Origin of the sequence: Prochlorococcus sp. MIT 1011, assembly GCF_047305235.1 — a bacterium.
Taxonomy (GTDB): domain Bacteria; phylum Cyanobacteriota; class Cyanobacteriia; order PCC-6307; family Cyanobiaceae; genus Prochlorococcus_B.
Map to the genome: position 1 here is coordinate 1,351,855 of NZ_CP138983.1, position 16,934 is coordinate 1,368,788.

At 35.5% G+C, this 16,934-nt stretch carries 18 protein-coding genes; 8 read left to right on the top strand and 10 right to left on the bottom strand.

The features are described 5' to 3' along the window. The first annotated feature begins 21 nt into the window (after positions 1–21). Both frr and SIB75_RS08115 read left to right on the top strand, forming a co-directional pair. Entirely contained in the window at positions 22–570 is a 549-nt protein-coding gene (gene frr / locus SIB75_RS08110; protein ID WP_413682766.1) for a ribosome recycling factor, read from the top strand. Continuing rightward, positions 567–1,706: a geranylgeranyl reductase family protein gene (locus SIB75_RS08115; protein WP_413682767.1), complete on the top strand. Its 1,140-nt coding sequence runs from the start codon at positions 567–569 to the stop codon at positions 1,704–1,706. Before frr ends, SIB75_RS08115 begins: the two co-directional genes overlap by 4 nt. Here the strand turns inward: SIB75_RS08115 and SIB75_RS08120 are convergent. From SIB75_RS08120 to SIB75_RS08135, 4 genes are all read right to left on the bottom strand, one after another. Beyond that, positions 1,701–2,699 (bottom strand): transaldolase, encoded by a 999-nt coding sequence (locus SIB75_RS08120; protein WP_413682768.1) that lies wholly within the window; start codon positions 2,697–2,699, stop codon positions 1,701–1,703. The genes SIB75_RS08115 and SIB75_RS08120 overlap by 6 nt on opposite strands. Positions 2,700–2,790: 91 nt before the next feature. Then, positions 2,791–4,587 carry a peptidoglycan D,D-transpeptidase FtsI family protein gene (locus SIB75_RS08125; protein ID WP_413682769.1) on the bottom strand — a complete coding sequence of 599 codons (1,797 nt, stop codon included), beginning with the start codon at positions 4,585–4,587 and terminating at the stop codon, positions 2,791–2,793. 8 nt (positions 4,588–4,595) lie between these two features. Beyond that, positions 4,596–5,078 (bottom strand): hypothetical protein, encoded by a 483-nt coding sequence (locus SIB75_RS08130; RefSeq protein WP_413682770.1) that lies wholly within the window; start codon positions 5,076–5,078, stop codon positions 4,596–4,598. A 67-nt stretch (positions 5,079–5,145) separates the two neighbouring features. Beyond that, positions 5,146–6,492 carry a CPBP family intramembrane glutamic endopeptidase gene (locus tag SIB75_RS08135; RefSeq protein WP_413682771.1) on the bottom strand — a complete coding sequence of 449 codons (1,347 nt, stop codon included), beginning with the start codon at positions 6,490–6,492 and terminating at the stop codon, positions 5,146–5,148. 109 nt (positions 6,493–6,601) lie between these two features. Here SIB75_RS08135 and SIB75_RS08140 point away from each other — a divergent pair, with 109 nt between their 5' ends. Both SIB75_RS08140 and SIB75_RS08145 read left to right on the top strand, forming a co-directional pair. Further along, on the top strand, positions 6,602–7,930 hold the full coding sequence (locus tag SIB75_RS08140; RefSeq protein ID WP_413682772.1) for a histidine phosphatase family protein: 1,329 nt from the start codon (positions 6,602–6,604) through the stop codon (positions 7,928–7,930). Positions 7,931–7,934: 4 nt separating this feature from the next. Beyond that, the gene (locus tag SIB75_RS08145; RefSeq protein ID WP_413682773.1) at positions 7,935–9,209 is read left to right on the top strand and encodes a dihydroorotase; all 1,275 of its coding nucleotides are present in this window, start codon (positions 7,935–7,937) and stop codon (positions 9,207–9,209) included. On the opposite strand, the gene lepB is transcribed toward SIB75_RS08145, so the two are convergent. The 5 genes from lepB to SIB75_RS08170 form a co-directional block, all read right to left on the bottom strand. After that, a complete protein-coding gene (gene lepB / locus SIB75_RS08150; protein WP_413682774.1) occupies positions 9,184–9,876 on the bottom strand; it encodes a signal peptidase I in 693 nt (230 codons plus the stop codon). The genes SIB75_RS08145 and lepB overlap by 26 nt on opposite strands. A 64-nt stretch (positions 9,877–9,940) precedes the next feature. Further along, a complete protein-coding gene (locus SIB75_RS08155; RefSeq protein ID WP_413682775.1) occupies positions 9,941–10,306 on the bottom strand; it encodes a Spx/MgsR family RNA polymerase-binding regulatory protein in 366 nt (121 codons plus the stop codon). A gap of 53 nt (positions 10,307–10,359) precedes the next feature. After that, complete coding sequence (locus SIB75_RS08160; protein ID WP_413682776.1) at positions 10,360–10,887, bottom strand: inorganic diphosphatase; 528 nt, start codon at positions 10,885–10,887, stop codon at positions 10,360–10,362. Then, positions 10,874–11,122 carry a hypothetical protein gene (locus SIB75_RS08165; RefSeq protein ID WP_413682777.1) on the bottom strand — a complete coding sequence of 83 codons (249 nt, stop codon included), beginning with the start codon at positions 11,120–11,122 and terminating at the stop codon, positions 10,874–10,876. The genes SIB75_RS08160 and SIB75_RS08165 overlap by 14 nt, the downstream gene beginning before the upstream one ends. Positions 11,123–11,222: 100 nt before the next feature. Continuing rightward, a complete protein-coding gene (locus tag SIB75_RS08170) occupies positions 11,223–11,684 on the bottom strand; it encodes a resolvase (RefSeq protein WP_413682778.1) in 462 nt (153 codons plus the stop codon). 174 nt (positions 11,685–11,858) lie between these two features. Between SIB75_RS08170 and SIB75_RS08175 the strand changes: the two genes are divergently transcribed. The 4 genes from SIB75_RS08175 to SIB75_RS08190 all read left to right on the top strand — a co-directional run bounded on the left by SIB75_RS08175 (position 11,859) and on the right by SIB75_RS08190 (position 16,588). After that, positions 11,859–13,649, top strand: coding sequence for a proline--tRNA ligase (locus SIB75_RS08175; protein WP_413682779.1), 1,791 nt, complete (start codon positions 11,859–11,861; stop codon positions 13,647–13,649). 46 nt (positions 13,650–13,695) lie between these two features. Next, entirely contained in the window at positions 13,696–14,130 is a 435-nt protein-coding gene (gene psb27 / locus SIB75_RS08180; protein WP_413682780.1) for a photosystem II protein Psb27, read from the top strand. Between the two features lie 95 nt (positions 14,131–14,225). Continuing rightward, a complete protein-coding gene (locus SIB75_RS08185; RefSeq protein ID WP_413682781.1) occupies positions 14,226–15,539 on the top strand; it encodes an adenylosuccinate synthase in 1,314 nt (437 codons plus the stop codon). 41 nt (positions 15,540–15,580) lie between these two features. Then, positions 15,581–16,588 (top strand): adenosine kinase, encoded by a 1,008-nt coding sequence (locus SIB75_RS08190; RefSeq protein ID WP_413682782.1) that lies wholly within the window; start codon positions 15,581–15,583, stop codon positions 16,586–16,588. A gap of 11 nt (positions 16,589–16,599) precedes the next feature. Here the strand turns inward: SIB75_RS08190 and cutA are convergent, their stop codons facing one another. After that, entirely contained in the window at positions 16,600–16,923 is a 324-nt protein-coding gene (gene cutA / locus SIB75_RS08195) for a divalent-cation tolerance protein CutA (RefSeq protein WP_413682783.1), read from the bottom strand. Positions 16,924–16,934: the final 11 nt, after the last annotated feature.

Genomic DNA, 16,934 nt, shown 5'->3' on the forward strand with positions numbered 1-16,934 from the left:
ATTCGCAATAACTTTATCTAAATGTCAAACCAAGAGCTAAAAACCACAATGAGCAAATCTGTTGAAGCAGCTCAAAGAAATTTCAATACGATAAGGACGGGGAGAGCAAATACTTCATTATTAGACAGAATATCAGTCGAATACTACGGAGCTGACACTCCACTAAAGTCACTTGCAACTATCACTACTCCTGATTCTCAAACAATAGCAATTCAACCCTTCGACTTAGGCTCATTAGCTTCCATTGAGAAAGCGATTGCTACAAGTGACCTAGGTTTTACTCCAAACAATGATGGGAAAATAATTCGTATCAATGTCCCTCCCTTAACTGAAGAGCGTAGAAAAGAATTTTGCAAACTCGCATCCAAATATGCAGAGGAAGGAAAAGTTGCTCTAAGAAATATACGCCGTGATGCCATAGAGAGAATCAAAAAATCTGAAAAGGATGGTGATCTTTCCGAAGATCAAAGCAGAGACGAGCAAGAAACAATTCAGAAAGAAACAGACAATTTTATTAAAGATATTGAGAAAAAACTTTCAGAAAAAGAAGCTGAGATTTTAAAAGTTTGACCCTTATTGATGTTGCCATTATTGGAGGGGGAGCATCAGGCACTACTACAGCATTTCATCTTGCTACTAAAAGTAAAAACGTATATATTCTTGAAAAAAGTATTTCCTCTCCAGAGAGGATCTGCGGTGGTGGGATGTCTGCCGCCGTACAAAATTGGTTTCCTTTTAACCTTCAACCAATAGTTGACGAAGTAATAACAAATGTAGAGTTTAGTTGGTGCAATGCCGACAAAGTAGTCGCTGAACTATCTGGATCTTCTCCTTTTTGGATTGTCAAACGTGAAAAACTAGATTCATTCTTATTAGATCAAGCACTAAATGCCGGTTGCAATTTATTGACTACTTTTAATGTAGTCAATATAAAAAAGATCTCTGATATTTGGCAAATTACCGCTCTTGACGGGAGACAAGTAGAGGCAAAAGCAGTTGTTATTGCTGATGGGTCTCAATCGCCATGGCCTAAAACTTTTAATTTAGGTCCAAATCAACAAAAATTTGCCTCCACTTACTCAGGAAGAGTTAAAAGGAAGGGAAATTTAAGGGATGAAACTGCTAGATTCGAATTTGGCCTAGTAAAAAATGGTTTTGCATGGGCATTCCCATTAAAAGATGCAGTAAATATTGGGATGGGAACTTTTCTGGATAATAAAAATTCAATTTCTGTTGAAGAAATACTTAAATCATTTCTTCCTGACTTAGGTTTAGACACTTCTGAAGTAATTGGTGAAGAAAAAAAGTTAAGAGTATGGAATGGCCACAGTAAATTAAATGGAGAGGGAATTCTTTTAGTTGGAGATGCTGCTTCATTATGTGATCCTTTTTTAGCAGAGGGGTTAAGGCCCGCTTTAATGAGTGGATTCGAGGCTGCAAAATGCCTTCTTTATTGGTTAGATGGAGATATCAATGATTTAGATTCATATACAAAAACAATTCAAAAAAATTGGGGGAATTCGATGGCTTGGGGTAAAAGAATTTCTCAAGTATTTTATCGATTTCCCAAAGCTGGATATCAATTAGGAGTAAAAAGACAAACTGCTCCAAAAAGAATTGCACAAATTCTTTCCGGTGAAATGAATTATGAAGACATTGCAAAAAGAGTAATCAAGAGATTACTCTTTCAAAATTCAAGCTCATAAAGTTAGAGCGATTCCTCCTTCAATCAACTCAAGTCTTTCATTCAATTGATTTTCTAATTTATCAATTGCTTTGCTAAAACCACTAATTCCTTCATTAAGTTTTTCCGTAGCCATTTTATCTCCAGCCATCATCAATTCAAAAGATGTCTGATCTAAATGAATTGTCTCATCAACGATGACAGGTTTTTCTGCATTTAACTTAATTGGCAAATCCGCATATGTTTCATTAAGTTGTTGAAGTAATTTAGGGGAAATCGTCAATAAATCACATCCTGCAAGCTCAGTTATTTCCTCTATATTCCTGAAACTAGCACCCATGACTTCTGTCTTATAATTATTTGACTTGAAATAATTAAATATTTTAGTGACAGAAACTACTCCTGGATCTTCAATTGCTGGATAAGAATCTCTTCCAGTAGCGGATTTATACCAATCTAAAATTCTACCAACGAAAGGAGAGATAAGAGTTACACCTGCATCAGCACAAGCAACTGCTTGATAAAAATTAAATAATAACGTTAGGTTGCAATGAATATTCTCTTTTTCTAATACCTCAGCAGCTTTTATCCCTTCCCAAGTAGAAGCAATTTTGATTAAAACCCGATCGTTAGAGATGCCGTCTTCATTATATTTAGCAATTATTTTTCTTGCTTTTTCAATAGTGGCATCAGTATCAAAACTTAGCCTTGCATCAACTTCTGTTGAAACACGGCCAGGAATTATTTTCAAAATCTCTTTGCCAAAGACAACACACAGTTCATCCAGAGATTCTTTAACCACATCACTGCTAGACGCATTGGTACCTAAAATCACTCTTGAAGAAGTAAGTGCTTTATCAATCAAACTTTGGTAAGCAGGTATTTGCGCAGCCGCAAGAATTAAAGAAGGATTTGTTGTAGCGTCTCTGGGATGAAATTTTTTGATCGCTTCAAGATCACCAGTATCAGCCACCACCACAGTCATTGATGATAACTGTTTAAGAAGGGAATCCATAATAAAAACGTCTTTCATATGTCATAGACTAGCTATATTTTTTATAGATTTCACCCCTTAATTTGTACTTTTGGGAAAATTTAGCCATCTCTTAGCTTTTGATAGCTAAATGTTCTTTTTTATCAATACTTGGAGGGATTTTTTCTATCACAAGCAAAGTCTCAATAATTCTTTTTGCAACTGGGAGAGCCACAGTAGATCCATAAGCATTTGGCTTTTGGGGTTCATCAATAACTGCCAAAACAACATAACGAGGATTATCGATAGGAAGACTTGCGACAAAACTACAAATTTTAGAACTATAATTAAAACCATCCTGTGATTTTTGTGCGGTTCCTGTTTTCCCTCCAATTCGATAACCAGGAACATTTACCTCAATACCACTTTCATCATAAAAAGACACAACTGTTTCCATCCATCCAAGAACAGTATTTGTCACTTCTGGAGATAAAATCTGCCTAGGTTCAGGCGGAGTATTGAAATACGCCTCATAATCACCTTTGAGTCCTTTAGTGATATGAGGCGTTACCAGTTTACCTCCATTAGCAATCAAAGCATGCAATTGGGCTAGTTTAAGAGGTGTAATAGAAAAACCTTGGCCAAAGGAAGCTACTGCAGGTTCTATCGGTTGATTTACAAAAATCTGCTTTGATTTTATTTGGCCGCCGACTGCTCCTGGAAGATCAGTTTCTGGGATTTCATCTATACCTAATCGCCTTAACCATTGCCAGTAATTATTTGCATTCAATTTCTTCATGATCTTTACCATCCCTACATTGCTAGAGACTTGTAATACCTCAGGGAAAGTTAGTATTCCATTAGGCTTTCGATCCCAATTCGATAGAGGCCATCCTCCAACTGTAATCAGGCCATCATCATTTACTTCTCCATTGGGGGTTATAACTCCCTCTTCGAGTGCTAATGCCAAATTAATTGGCTTAAAGGTAGAACCAGGTTCAAATAATTCTTGCACAGACCACTCTTTAAAAAGAGATGGTGAATAATCCCAATACTTATTAGGATCATAAGTTGGGGTTGAGGCCAATGCCAGAAGTTCTCCCGTATCAATGTCCATTACGATTACCACACCTTTTTTTGCATTCCATTCCTTCACTTGCTTACTTATTTCTTTAATGGCTACTTCTTGGAGCCTTACATCTAATGTTAGTTGTAGATTTAATTGATCCTCATCGAATACCCCACGCTGAACACCTATGGGTAAAGGTGTTCCATCCGCCCCTCTTCTAATTGCACTTGCTTTCTCAAGACGTTTAAGATCGCTATCTAAACTTAATTCCAGTCCGGCCTGAGGCCTTCTATCTAAATCCAGAAAACCAACTACATTTGCAAAAAGTGACCCATGAGGATAAAGCCTTTGAGGATAGACCTCCAAATCGATACCGCTTATTCCAAGTTTCTTAATTGCATTAGCCTTCTCTTGTGTTATCCCTTCTGCAAGTTTTACCCCTGAAGAATAATTACCTAATTTGTTTAAAATCTCATCAACACTTTTAGATAGTGGAATAGAAAGAAGTTTTGCCACTTCAACTGGTTTACGCACTATCCCATATGAATCTCCAGGAAAATGAAAATATCTAGGATGAGCCCAAACCTTAAAACGTTTCTCATCTATTGCGACAAGCTTTCCATTTCTATCAAAAATAGATCGACGTGTGCCTAAAGGGACCTTTTTGTCTGTTTGAACCTCGCGTGCTAGTGATCTTAATTGATCAGACTGAAATAGTTGAAGCCAACCTACTCTTAAAAAAAGGGTCCCAAGTCCTAGGCATAATAAAACAAAGACAATTCTAAGCCTAGACTGAGATAGTGGAGAAAGAGTTTTGACCTTAAAAGTCTTTCTCCTTTTTCTAGAATTAATACGTCTCATGGAAATTATTAATAACCTGACTTAACTTGAGAAGAAGATATTCTCTCAAATAACCTACTTTTAAATGTTTTATCAGATAATTTTTTAGTTTCTTCTGGTTTTGGTCTATCCACATATAGAAGATCTTCCGCTTTAGTAGGAACTAAATATCTAGACAAATTTTGATTTCTCAATAGGTAACCTTCAATAATTGAAGTTGATTCCAATAACCTTCGGTTCAAGTCTCTAGTGGATTCAAGTTTAGAAAAAGACTTAGTCCATAAATATTGAGAGTGCAGAGCTATGGATGACACTATCGCCACTGTTATGAGTATGCCTATCAATGCGCCATCTAAAGCGATATGAAAAGCAGCTTGAATTGGAAATTTTCGTTGAACCTGTTTTGATGAAAAAACACCGTTTAACAACCCCTTTGGCAACTTCTTTTTTTGAAATTGTCCTACTTTTTGTTTATATAGAGTGCGACTAACCAAATCAAAAATCAAAAGCAATTCAAGTCAAACACCTTGATCAAGTAACTGCAAGAGATGGAATACTGAAGTTTTTTTTTATTTAATATCAAGCTACTAATAATAAGCTAATAAAAGTGACGCCATTCCAAAGAGAATGCATAAGAGCACAAGGGAATAACCTTCCTGAGCTCAATCTCATTAAGCCAAGACCAATTCCTAAAACAAATAAAGGAGGTGATTCTCCTACACTTAAATGAGCTAAAGCAAAGATCAAGGCACTTAATAAAACTCCGGAGATTTTGCCAACTTTGGATACTAATACAGGCAGAAGAATACCTCTAAAAACTAACTCTTCAAAAACAGGCGCCAAAAAAACAGTTGTAATCAAAAGCAAAAACAACGGGAAAAATTCATCACTACCTAAAACAAGTTCCAACAAAGGATTACTTCCACCCTGGTCACCGATAATCTCATTCATTAACCACCCAATAAGCAGCACTAAAGGCATAATCATTAACCACCCACTTATAGATTTAAAAACTCCTTCTTGAATAGGTTTAATTTTCCATTGCAACCATCCTCCATCGATTTCCGGAATTATTAGACCCTTTAATTGATATCTAATAATAAATAAAGGAGCTATTGTCATTGAACAGTAACCAATTAATACTCTTATCGACTGTTTTAATGGAGAGGATAAATTATTAAATAATAAATCAGTTATTGGTATTATTAGCGCGGGGAAAACAACTTCACCAATAACAACGAAGCCTCCACAGACAAGTATAGTCATATCTATTAGTGATAAAGGAGGAGCTATTATCTCTGGCCATTGAGTATTTTTCTTTCTTAAGAAAATAAAAGCATACCTAATTAGCAATATAATCCCTATAAAGGAAGCAAAAAATGGTAGCAATTGTGAAGTTAAAAGTCTTATAGAAATTCGTGAATTATAGTTTTGATTAATACACTTTTCATTCGGGTACCCAAGAGAGGAGCATGAAATTTGATAGAGTAAAGGATCTAATTTAATCTCATTAAATTCAGGAAATTTATTTATTTCATTACCTTTTTTTGTATATAACGTATAGCTTCTAACCTTTTCAAAATTTTTATCCTTAAAATCTTTTTTCAATATTAATTTTTGCTCATCCTCAGACTCTTCCAGAACTCCTAATAACAGTCTCTGCCTATCCTCAAGTTCTTCCAAAGGAATCTTTTTAAGAGCTTGATATAGCTTTTCTTGAGGGTCTGAACCTAAAAATACATCTTTTATTGTTTCAGGCAAAGATGAAGAAGCTGATACTGCCATCTCAGTTTGCATCAATGAAATCTTTGGAGCGACTGAAGGTCGCTCAAAGCTTTCTTGCAAACCTTGTCGCCATATCAGAACAGTTAAAAGCAATGAAAATAGCGCAGTAGCCCATTTCCATCCAGTTTTGGCTTGTCTCATAAAATCAACTTGTTAAGACTCACATGGAGAAAGACTTCTATCTTTACTAAAAGAACATTAGATTGCCCTCATGGCTAATACCATAATTATCTAGAAGACACTTTATTTAATGACATTGCGTCTAATTTTTGTCCGTCATGGATTAAGTAGTTTTAACCAGGAAGGACGTATTCAAGGAAGAAACGACCTTTCAATATTAACTAAAGAAGGACAATTACAAGCTGAAGCTGCTGGAAAGACAATCTCTACTATTCCTATAGATGCAATTTATAGTTCCCCTTTGCAAAGAGCCGCAGAAACCACAAAAATTATTATCGATCAACATCAAAGTAACATTCAAGCAACTTATACAGATGAGCTGCTAGAGGTTGACCTTGGGCCTTGGAGTGGTTTAACAAAAAATGAAATAAAAAATCACTTCCCAGATGAGCTTGCTATTTGGCAAAAAAAGCCAAAAGAACTAACCATCAATAGAGATGATGGTACAAAATTTCAACCAATTAAAGAACTCTTATATCAAGCTGAAAATTTCTTAAAAAACTTATTTAATTCACATTCAGGCTCTAATAAAACTATTTTGATAGTTGCCCATAATGCAATTCTTAGATGCTTGATACTGAAATTAATTAATGAGCCATCAAAAGGATTTAGAAGGTTGAAGTTAGACAATACCTCAATCTCAATTTGTAATATTGCTTTTAATAATTGGGAAGATAGACAAGTACAAATTCAATGTCTCAATAATATCGCTCATTTAGACCCTAGTATCCCAAAAAAAAGTTATAAAAAAAGAATTATTTTAGTCAGGCATGGTGAAACAGATTGGAATAAACAGGGAAGATTCCAAGGACAAATTGATATCCCCTTAAATAAGAATGGTGAATCCCAAGCCAAGGCCGCAAGTGAATTTTTAAAAAATAATATTATACAAAAAGCTTTTAGTAGTTCTCTATCAAGGCCAAAAGAAACAGCTCAAATAATTCTAAACGAACATCCGGGTATCGAAATTTCTCTAAAAGATAACCTCATAGAAATCGGTCACGGTGAATGGGAAGGAAAATTGGAATCTGAGATCAAGTCAGACTGGCCAGATCTTCTTAAAACATGGAAGATCTCTCCTGAAAAAGTTCAAATGCCAAAGGGAGAGAACATAACAGAAGTGTCTACGAGATCCATTGCCGGCTGGAATGAGATATGCAAAGATCTAAAAAATGAGGAAACCGCATTGGTTGTCGCTCATGATGCAGTTAACAAAACTATTCTTTGTCATCTTTTAGGATTAACGCCATCAAAAATTTGGATGATAAAGCAAGGTAATGGTGGCATTACAGTCATTGATCTCTCAGAGGAAAAAGGCCAACCAGATCAAATCACCTGTCTAAATATCACTTCACACTTGGGAGGGATTATCGACTCAACCGCTGCCGGAGCACTTTGATTTAATGTCTAGTAGTTATTTCTTTGAAAATATTCAGGTCCTTGAAAAGGCTGGATCATCTTTAAAGAGAGAACATGTTCTAATCAAAGATGGTGTAATAAAAGCATTTGGTAGAAAGGCTCTTCAAAATGCAGAACTTTTAGGAATCAAGCCTCAAAAAGCTAAAAACATGCTTTTAGCCCCTTGTCTTGTTGATCCTCATTCATTTTTGGAATCTCCCTTTAATGGTAAAGAAGAGACTATCTATACACTTATAGAAAAAGCAACATTTTCTGGATATGGACAATTAGGCATCCTGCCTAGAGGTGATTTATGGAAAGATCAAATAGAGTCAATTATTTCTTTAAAGGCTATAAAAAGTGAGGTTTTAATACACTTATGGGGAGGTTTCAGCCTGAGCGGGAAGGGAATTAATCTTTCGAAACATGCTGAGCTACTAAAAAGTGGAGCCGTTGGTTTAAGTGATGATGATTTCATGCCTCCTATAGAGCTTCTTAAGCAAGGTTTTACCCTTGGAGAAATGAAAAAATCCCCTGTACTAATTGCACCAAGAGATAAATCACTACAAGCAGGAGGGATGTCTAGGCAAAGTGTAGAGACTCTTAGAGCAGGCTGGCCTCTTGATCCTGTTGAAAGCGAAATCATCCCTCTGGTCCAATTACTTGAGCTTCATAAGCAATACCCTGAAATTGCACTAAGGTTAATGAATATTTCAACAGCTGAGGGCGTTTCAATACTTAAAAATGCGTCCTCTAAGCCAATGGCAACTATTTTTTGGTGGCATTTAGTTAATGACAACTCAAGTCTTTCTCCTTTTGATATTGGATGGAGCGTAACGCCTTCATTAGGATCTCCCATAGATAGAGTCTCACTCATAGAAGGGTTAGAGGATAATGTTTTAGCAGCAATATCTGTTCACTCCACTCCCACAGATGACTTCGAGACCAAGCTACCTGCAAATAAAAGGAAAAAGGGGATCAGTTGTTATAATATTGTTCTACCTTTGCTCTGGGATCAACTAGTGAGGAAGTCAGGGTGGAAAGTGGAGAAATTATGGGAAAAAATTAGTTTTGGTCCATCTAAATTCTTGAATCAAGCAGAGGAAAAATTAAGTTTAAATAGTAACCGTTGGTTATTATTTGATCCCGACAAAGAATGGTACCAATTTAATCAAGAAAAACATTTAACGACAGCAACTAATCAACCGCTCAAAGATAAAAAAATATTTGGGAAAGTTATAGATTGTGGGCTCATTAATCAAGTTTACCAAAACGACTAAAAGGCCAAAAACGCCAGGTTGCTTTGCCAATAATTTCTTTTTGGGGCAAGAACCCACCTGCTGGCCAAAAACGACTATCCCAACTATTAGCTCGATTATCGCCCAAAACGAACACCTGTCCTTTTGGAACAGTTGTAGTCAAAGGATGACATAGACTAATTTTAGGTTTATCTGGACAAAAGTAATCGACATATGGTTCGTTAATTGATCTACCATTCAAAACAATCTCTCCCTTACCATTAATCAAAAGATGGTCTCCTCCTACGGCTACTACTCTTTTGATATAAGCATCACAAGCACGGTCTGATAAAGTAGGTATCCAAGAAATCAATGGAAAAGTTATTAATGAGCATTTAAATTTAGAAGGAAGTTGTTTTTTTCTATCAGCTATCAATTTTTCATCAAAGGAATATGGTGAGTTAAAAACTATAATTTCTCCGCGGGAAGGAGACCGTTTACGGAAAGAAAGTTTTTCAACAATGAGTCGATCATTTACTTTCAATCCTGGCAGCATCGAGCCCGAGGGTATATATCTAGCTTCTGCTATAAAATGACGAATACCTACATATAAAAGAACAGTTAAAGAAAGCGGTCCCCACGTATCAAAGAAAGAGTACCACCTACTATTTTTAGTTTCTTTACTCGAGTCTGAATGGTTTTTCTGCACTTGTTTCTCAACAATAAATGTATAGTTTACTTTATTTGTAAAGACTACTCATTTTAAGTCAATGTCAGCCCTCATGTGAATTTAAAAGTAATTTCTCAGCCCACTTTTCTTCTTTAAATCCAACTAAAAAGCATTTATTAGACTTATACAAAAAAGGTCTCTTTATCAATCTAGGTTCCATACAAAGTTGCTCAAAAAATTCTTTATCAGTCATTTTCTTGATAACATCCGAACCAATAGAACGATACATAACCCCACTTGTGTTTAAAAGATATTTTCTATCCCCATACAACTCACTAGCTGAGATAAGAATTTCCTTAGACGGGGGGAATTTTAAAAGATCAATTAATTTAAAGGCAATATCATTATTTTTAAGCCACTTAATCGCTCTGCGACATGTTGAACATGAAGAGTAACTAAATAATTTCAAGTTTTAAAAGCATAGAAACATTCATTTTATCCAAAAAAGTAAGCTTAAATTAGTTATTTTCGTTTCATATCATAATGATATGCCTCTATGCAGCTTTTTAATAATTCATCAACAGCATCATAGTCTCTCCATCCGTCTATCACGATTACCCTCCCTTCCAAGCTTTTGTAGGTTCTAAAAAACTCAGCCACATCCTCTAATTGGTTCTGTGCTATTTGCTTAATAGTATTAATTTCTCTTTGTCTTGGATCTGCAGTAGGTACACATAGAAGTTTGCCATCGTAAGCCCCTGAATCATGCATATCAAGAACTCCTATAGGTCTTGCCTTAATCAAGCAACCTGCAAAAGTAGGTTCTTCCATAACAACCATTGCATCAAGCGGCGCCCCATCCTCAGCAAGAGTATTTGGAATAAATCCATAATCAAATGGATATCTCACTGAAGAATGCAAAACCCTATCAAGAGCCATAATTCCTGCAGAGCTGAAATATTCATATTTATTTCTACTGCCAGCAGGAATCTCAACAACTAGATTTACTAATCCAGGAGATGGTGAAGGTGGAAGATCACTCAGGTCCATTTTGATTTATTGAAGTCGATAAGCTTTTTGTTGTTTCTGGGCTTTCAGTAATGACAGCTAATAATGGTACACCAAGCATTACAAATACTATTGCCAGACCAATTAATGAATTTGAGGTACTATTAAAACTGTAAGGATCTTCATCATCAGAAGAGACTTGATCTTTTTCTTTGTCAAGCAAAGCAGAGTCGAGCTCAGAAGATTGCTTCTTAATTAAATGTGGTTCTAAATCCATGTAGAGCTTGGAATAGATAAACCTTTAGTAAAATTTGTAAAAATCAATTAAAAAGAATTTTTTTATAATTATATAGATATTATCTCACATTTATGAATAACTAAGCAGCCTCTCTATCAATATCTTTTAAATGATTAGGAATAGATTGATCCTTATCAGATTGTTCATCAAGTTTATTTCTTATTATTATCAATTCATCGAGTATTGCACTTAAAATCTTCTGAGTTTCGGAAGATGGCGAATTAAGTATCTCTACAGTTACTTCCTTAATTCTGAGTATATCTTTTGCAAATCTTGCAACTTCATTGGGATGAAAAAGTAATTGGTCTTTTTGATCACTTCTAAATTCAGTGTTTAGTTTTCTAGGATTGAATGGAGGGTTGAGATTCCTAGTGTCAGTGTTTGTATATCTATATACAGAGGCTCTAGATCTATTCAATGTTTTCTGAACTTCGTCGATAGTCAATAATGAATCACTTGTGTTAGAAGCAGTATTAATCACTTTGTCTAAAGACTCTTCTGCTCTTCCATTTTTTCCTGAATTTACTGACCCGTTAAACATTGCTAAAGAAAGCTTCTAAAAAAACATGTCAAAGAAGTTAGCAGACTAATCAAATTAACACCATGTACAATTGAACACTTTAAAAAAACAACATGATTCCCGCACAATCAATATGGATATTCTTACGGTCAACACTCAGAGTACTAATCTCATAAAGATTTACATTTTAGGCTCATGCGTGTCTCCCGCCTAATGCTGATCACTCTCAGAGACGTGCCTGCTGAAGCAGATATAATTTCACATAAGTTATTGGTGAGAGGAGGCTTCATCAAACGCCTCACGGGAGGTATTTATGCCTACATGCCATTGCTTTGGAGGGTTCTAAAAAAAATAACTTTAATTGTTGAAGAGGAGTTATCAAAGAAAGGTTGCCTTCAGACTCTTCTCCCTCAACTGCAACCTTCAGAAATATGGGAAAAAAGCGGGCGGTGGAAATCATATACAAAAGGAGAAGGTATTATGTTCAGCCTTAAAGATAGACAAGGTAAAGAATTAGGACTGGGTCCAACTCATGAAGAGGTGATTACTCAAATAATTGCTCAAACAATTCACTCTTATAAACAATTACCAATAAATATATTCCAAATTCAAACAAAGTTTAGAGATGAAATAAGGCCAAGATTTGGATTAATGAGAAGTAGAGAATTCATAATGAAGGATGCTTATTCATTTCATTCGAACGAGAAAGATCTTCAAGAAATTTATTCAGAGATGAGAAATGCATATCACAACATTTTTACAAAATGTGGGCTAGATTTTGTTTGTGTCGACGCTGACAGTGGAGCCATTGGAGGTGCAGCATCTCAAGAATTTATGGTTACAGCAGAATCAGGAGAAGACTTAATTTTAATAAGTTCTGATGGTAAGTATGGGGCCAATCAAGAAAAAGCTGTTTCCATTATCGAAGAAGGAGAATCATTAGAACTTAATAAACCTTCGATAATTGAGACCCCTAATCAAAAAAGCATAGAGGAATTATGTAACCACAACAATTTCCATCCAAGTCAAATCATCAAAGTATTAGCTTATCTAGCAACATGTGATGATAATAAAAAATACCCAGTACTAGTAAGTATTAGGGGGGACCAAGAAATAAATGATATTAAACTTTCAAATGAAATATCTCATAAATTAAAACAAAATGTACTAGATATTAGAATAATTTCTAATGAAGATATTCTAAAGCAAGGTATTACTAATATTCCATTTGGCTTTATAGGTCCTGATCTTAGCGATCATTTATTATCAAAAGCAAAAGAATGGGAAAAGCAATTCTTAAGAATTGCTGATAATTCTGTAAAAGATCTTAAAAGTTTTATATGTGGAAACAATATCAAGGATGAACATAAAATATTTTATAACTGGAGTTTAATTAATACTCAGCAACTGATATGCGACATTAGGAAAGCTAAGCCTGGAGACAGATGCATACATGATAAAACACAAAAACTTCAAGAATGCAGAGGCATAGAAATAGGTCATATATTTCAATTAGGTACAAAGTATTCAAAGTCATTAAATGCTACTTTTACAAATGATAAAGGTATAGAAGACCACTTTTGGATGGGTTGCTATGGAATTGGTATTTCCAGATTAGCTCAAGCAGCAGTAGAACAAAATCACGATGACTCAGGTATTATTTGGCCAGCATCAATAGCCCCATTTGAAGTCATAATTATTATTGCCAATATAAAAGATACTGAACAAAAATATTTAGCTGAAGATATCTATCAAAAATTATTAGAAAATCGAGTTGATGTTCTACTTGATGATAGGGATGAGAGAGCTGGAATAAAGTTTAAAGACGCAGACCTTATTGGCATCCCATGGAGAATTGTTGCTGGGAGAGAAGCTAGCTCCGGACTGGTTGAATTACATAATAGAAAGACAAAAACCACAGAGTCAATAGATGCAAACTCAGTTTTCAAAAAACTTTCTGAAGAATTTAATACTGAAAAACTATAAATATAGCCCAATGGACTCTAGAGTCTTAGATAACTGCAAAAAAAAAATGATTTCTGCCTTTCATCACCTCTCCATCAGGTTGGTGAGGGCAGCTTTGGCTATATGCCTTGGCTTCTGCCTCATATTCTTCCAATTTGCTTCAGAAGTAAACGCCGCTAAAACATTCATGACTGGCGATTTTGCTAAAGATACTATTTCAGTCTCTTCAGTTCTAAAGGAGACCATAACTTTACCTAAAGAAGAAAAAGGGCTATCAGAGCAAGAAAAAGAAGCTGTTTTTCTAATAAGCGATTACATTTCAAGATATAGAAATCGATCTCAAATAAATACATCCACGACATTCACAACTATGCAAACTGCTTTAAATGCTTTATCAGGTCACTACAAAACTTTTGCGAACAGACCAGTTCCTGAAAATCTCAAGGACAGGTTAAACAAAGAACTCTCTAAAGCAGAGGAATTGGCAGTTAGAGATAATTAAAGATAATCTTTAATTCATTTCTTTGACTCAGGGTATGGCTATCTGCAAATGTAATTTCTTCTAAAGTAAAACGGTTTCGAGCCGAATTTTCTTCCTTGGCAAATGTTGTAGTCATAGGCGCTCAGTGGGGTGATGAAGGTAAAGGCAAAATCACCGATTTACTGAGTCGCTCCGCAGATGTAGTTGTTCGCTATCAAGGTGGTGTTAATGCCGGTCATACAATTGTTGTAGAGGACAAAGTTCTCAAATTGCATTTAATTCCTTCTGGGATCTTGTATCCGGATACGATTTGTCTTATTGGATCAGGAACAGTTGTTGATCCAAAAGTGATGATTAAAGAAATAAAAATGCTTAAAGATAACGATATTGATATCTCAGGACTAAAACTAGCCTCAACTGCTCATGTAACGATGCCTTATCATCGGCTTCTAGATATGGCAATGGAGCAAAAAAGGGGCCTCCAAAAAATTGGGACTACTGGTAGAGGAATCGGACCAACTTATGCTGACAAATCCCAAAGGAATGGGATAAGAATTATTGATTTACTGAGCAGGGAAAAGCTTCAAGAAAGATTAAAGGTTCCATTAGCCGAAAAAAATGGACTCCTTCAAAAGATTTATGGAATTGAACCATTAATTATTGATGAAATAATTGAAGAATATCTTGATTATGGAAACCAGCTCGAAAAACATATTGTTGACTGCAATAGAACTATTCACCAAGCAGCAAGAAAGAAGAAGAACATCTTATTCGAGGGCGCCCAAGGAACTCTTTTAGATCTTGATCACGGCACCTACCCTTATGTAACTTCATCAAATCCAGTATCAGGGGGGGCCTGCATTGGTGCGGGAGTGGGCCCTACTCTTATAGACAGAGTTATTGGTGTCGCAAAAGCCTATACGACCAGAGTTGGAGAGGGGCCCTTCCCAACTGAGTTAAAAGGAAGTATTAATGATCAGCTTTGTGATAGAGGTGGTGAGTTTGGAACAACTACCGGACGAAGGAGAAGATGTGGCTGGTTTGATGGAGTAATTGGAAAATATGCTGTTGAGGTAAATGGATTAGATTGTCTTGCTATTACTAAATTAGACGTTTTAGATGAACTTGATGAAATTCAGGTATGTGTAGCTTATGAGTTGAATGGCATAAGAATTGATTATTTCCCAAGTAGTGTTGAAGATTTTGAAAAATGTACCCCCATTTTCAAGAAGCTCTCTGGCTGGAAATGCTCTACCGAAAATTGTCGTCGCCTAGAAGACCTTCCTCCTGCTGCAATGAGTTACTTGAGATTTCTTGCAGAGCTTATGGAAGTCCCCATAGCAATAGTTTCTCTAGGCGCTAATAGAGATCAAACAATTGTTATTGAAGATCCTATTCATGGACCGAAAAGAGCTCTACTGAATTCTTAAGAAGGTAGAAGTTATGCTCTTATGATTTTTAAATTAACTTGATGACTAATAACACAAGCAATCCTTCACTTGACATAGTAGGTATTGGGAATGCAATTGTAGACGTATTAACAACAACAGATGATTCCGTCCTTGAAAGACTATCTCTAAGCAAAGGTTCAATGACCTTGATTGATGCAAACAAAGCTAAAGAACTTTATGAAATAACCACTAATAGAATTCAGAGGTCAGGTGGTTCTGTTGCCAATTCATTAGCATGTATAGCCGAATTAGGGGGGAAGACAGCATTTATTGGAAGGGTAAGAAATGACGAGCTAGGAAAGATCTTTACAGAAGAGATCTCAACGACTGGGACCATTTTCAAGACTCCTACCTCATCCGTTGGCCCATCTACTGCTAGGTGCATAATTTTTATCACTCCAGATGCTCAGAGAACCATGTGCACCTATCTGGGCGCATCAGTTCTACTAGAACCTAGAGATCTAGATTTCTCAGCAGTCAGGGAAGCAAAAATACTTTATTTAGAGGGCTACCTTTGGGACAACCCAGCTGCTAAAGACGCATTTATTAAAGCTGCAGAAATAGCTAAAAATGCAGGTCGAAAAGTTGCTTTATCACTTTCTGATTCATTTTGTGTAAATAGACACCGCGAAAGTTTCGTGACACTAGTTGGAAATCATATAGATATATTATTTGCCAATGAAGATGAAATAAAAGCTTTGTACAAGACCTCTTCTCTAAATACAGCTATTGAAGAATTGAAAAAAACATGTGATCTAGCAGCAATTACAATTGGCAAAAAAGGATCTATTCTAATTTCAAGTGGCAAAGAAATAAATATAGATCCTTTCATTTTTGGAAAGGCTATTGATACCACAGGAGCAGGAGATCTTTATGCTGGAGGCTTCTTAAAAGGACTTGCAGATGGTCTAAAACCAGAAACATCTGCAAGAATTGGATCTATTTGTGCAGGTCACATCGTTACACAATTAGGATCTCGATCAAATACTGATCTTTTAAATTTGATCAGTTCACATTTAGAACCCTAAACATCGAAAACTCAAATAGAATTTACCCATTGATGATAATTTTTATTAGCTGAAACACGAAAATAAATTATTTCTGGTAATTCGTAACTATGCCACTCAGAAATTTTATTGCAAACCTTATTTACATTTTCCTCTTTACACTTGATCATCAATTGTACTTCTCTCGATTGATTGATTTCGCCTTTCCACCAAAAATGTGATTCAACGTTTTTGAAAGTTACACAAGGTATTAATTTCTCTTTCAAAAGTAGATCAGCTAATTTTGATGCATTTTTTTTATCTACTTCAGTTGTTATAACAAAATAAATTCCTTGATTAAAATCTGATAAAGTCATGATCTTAAATA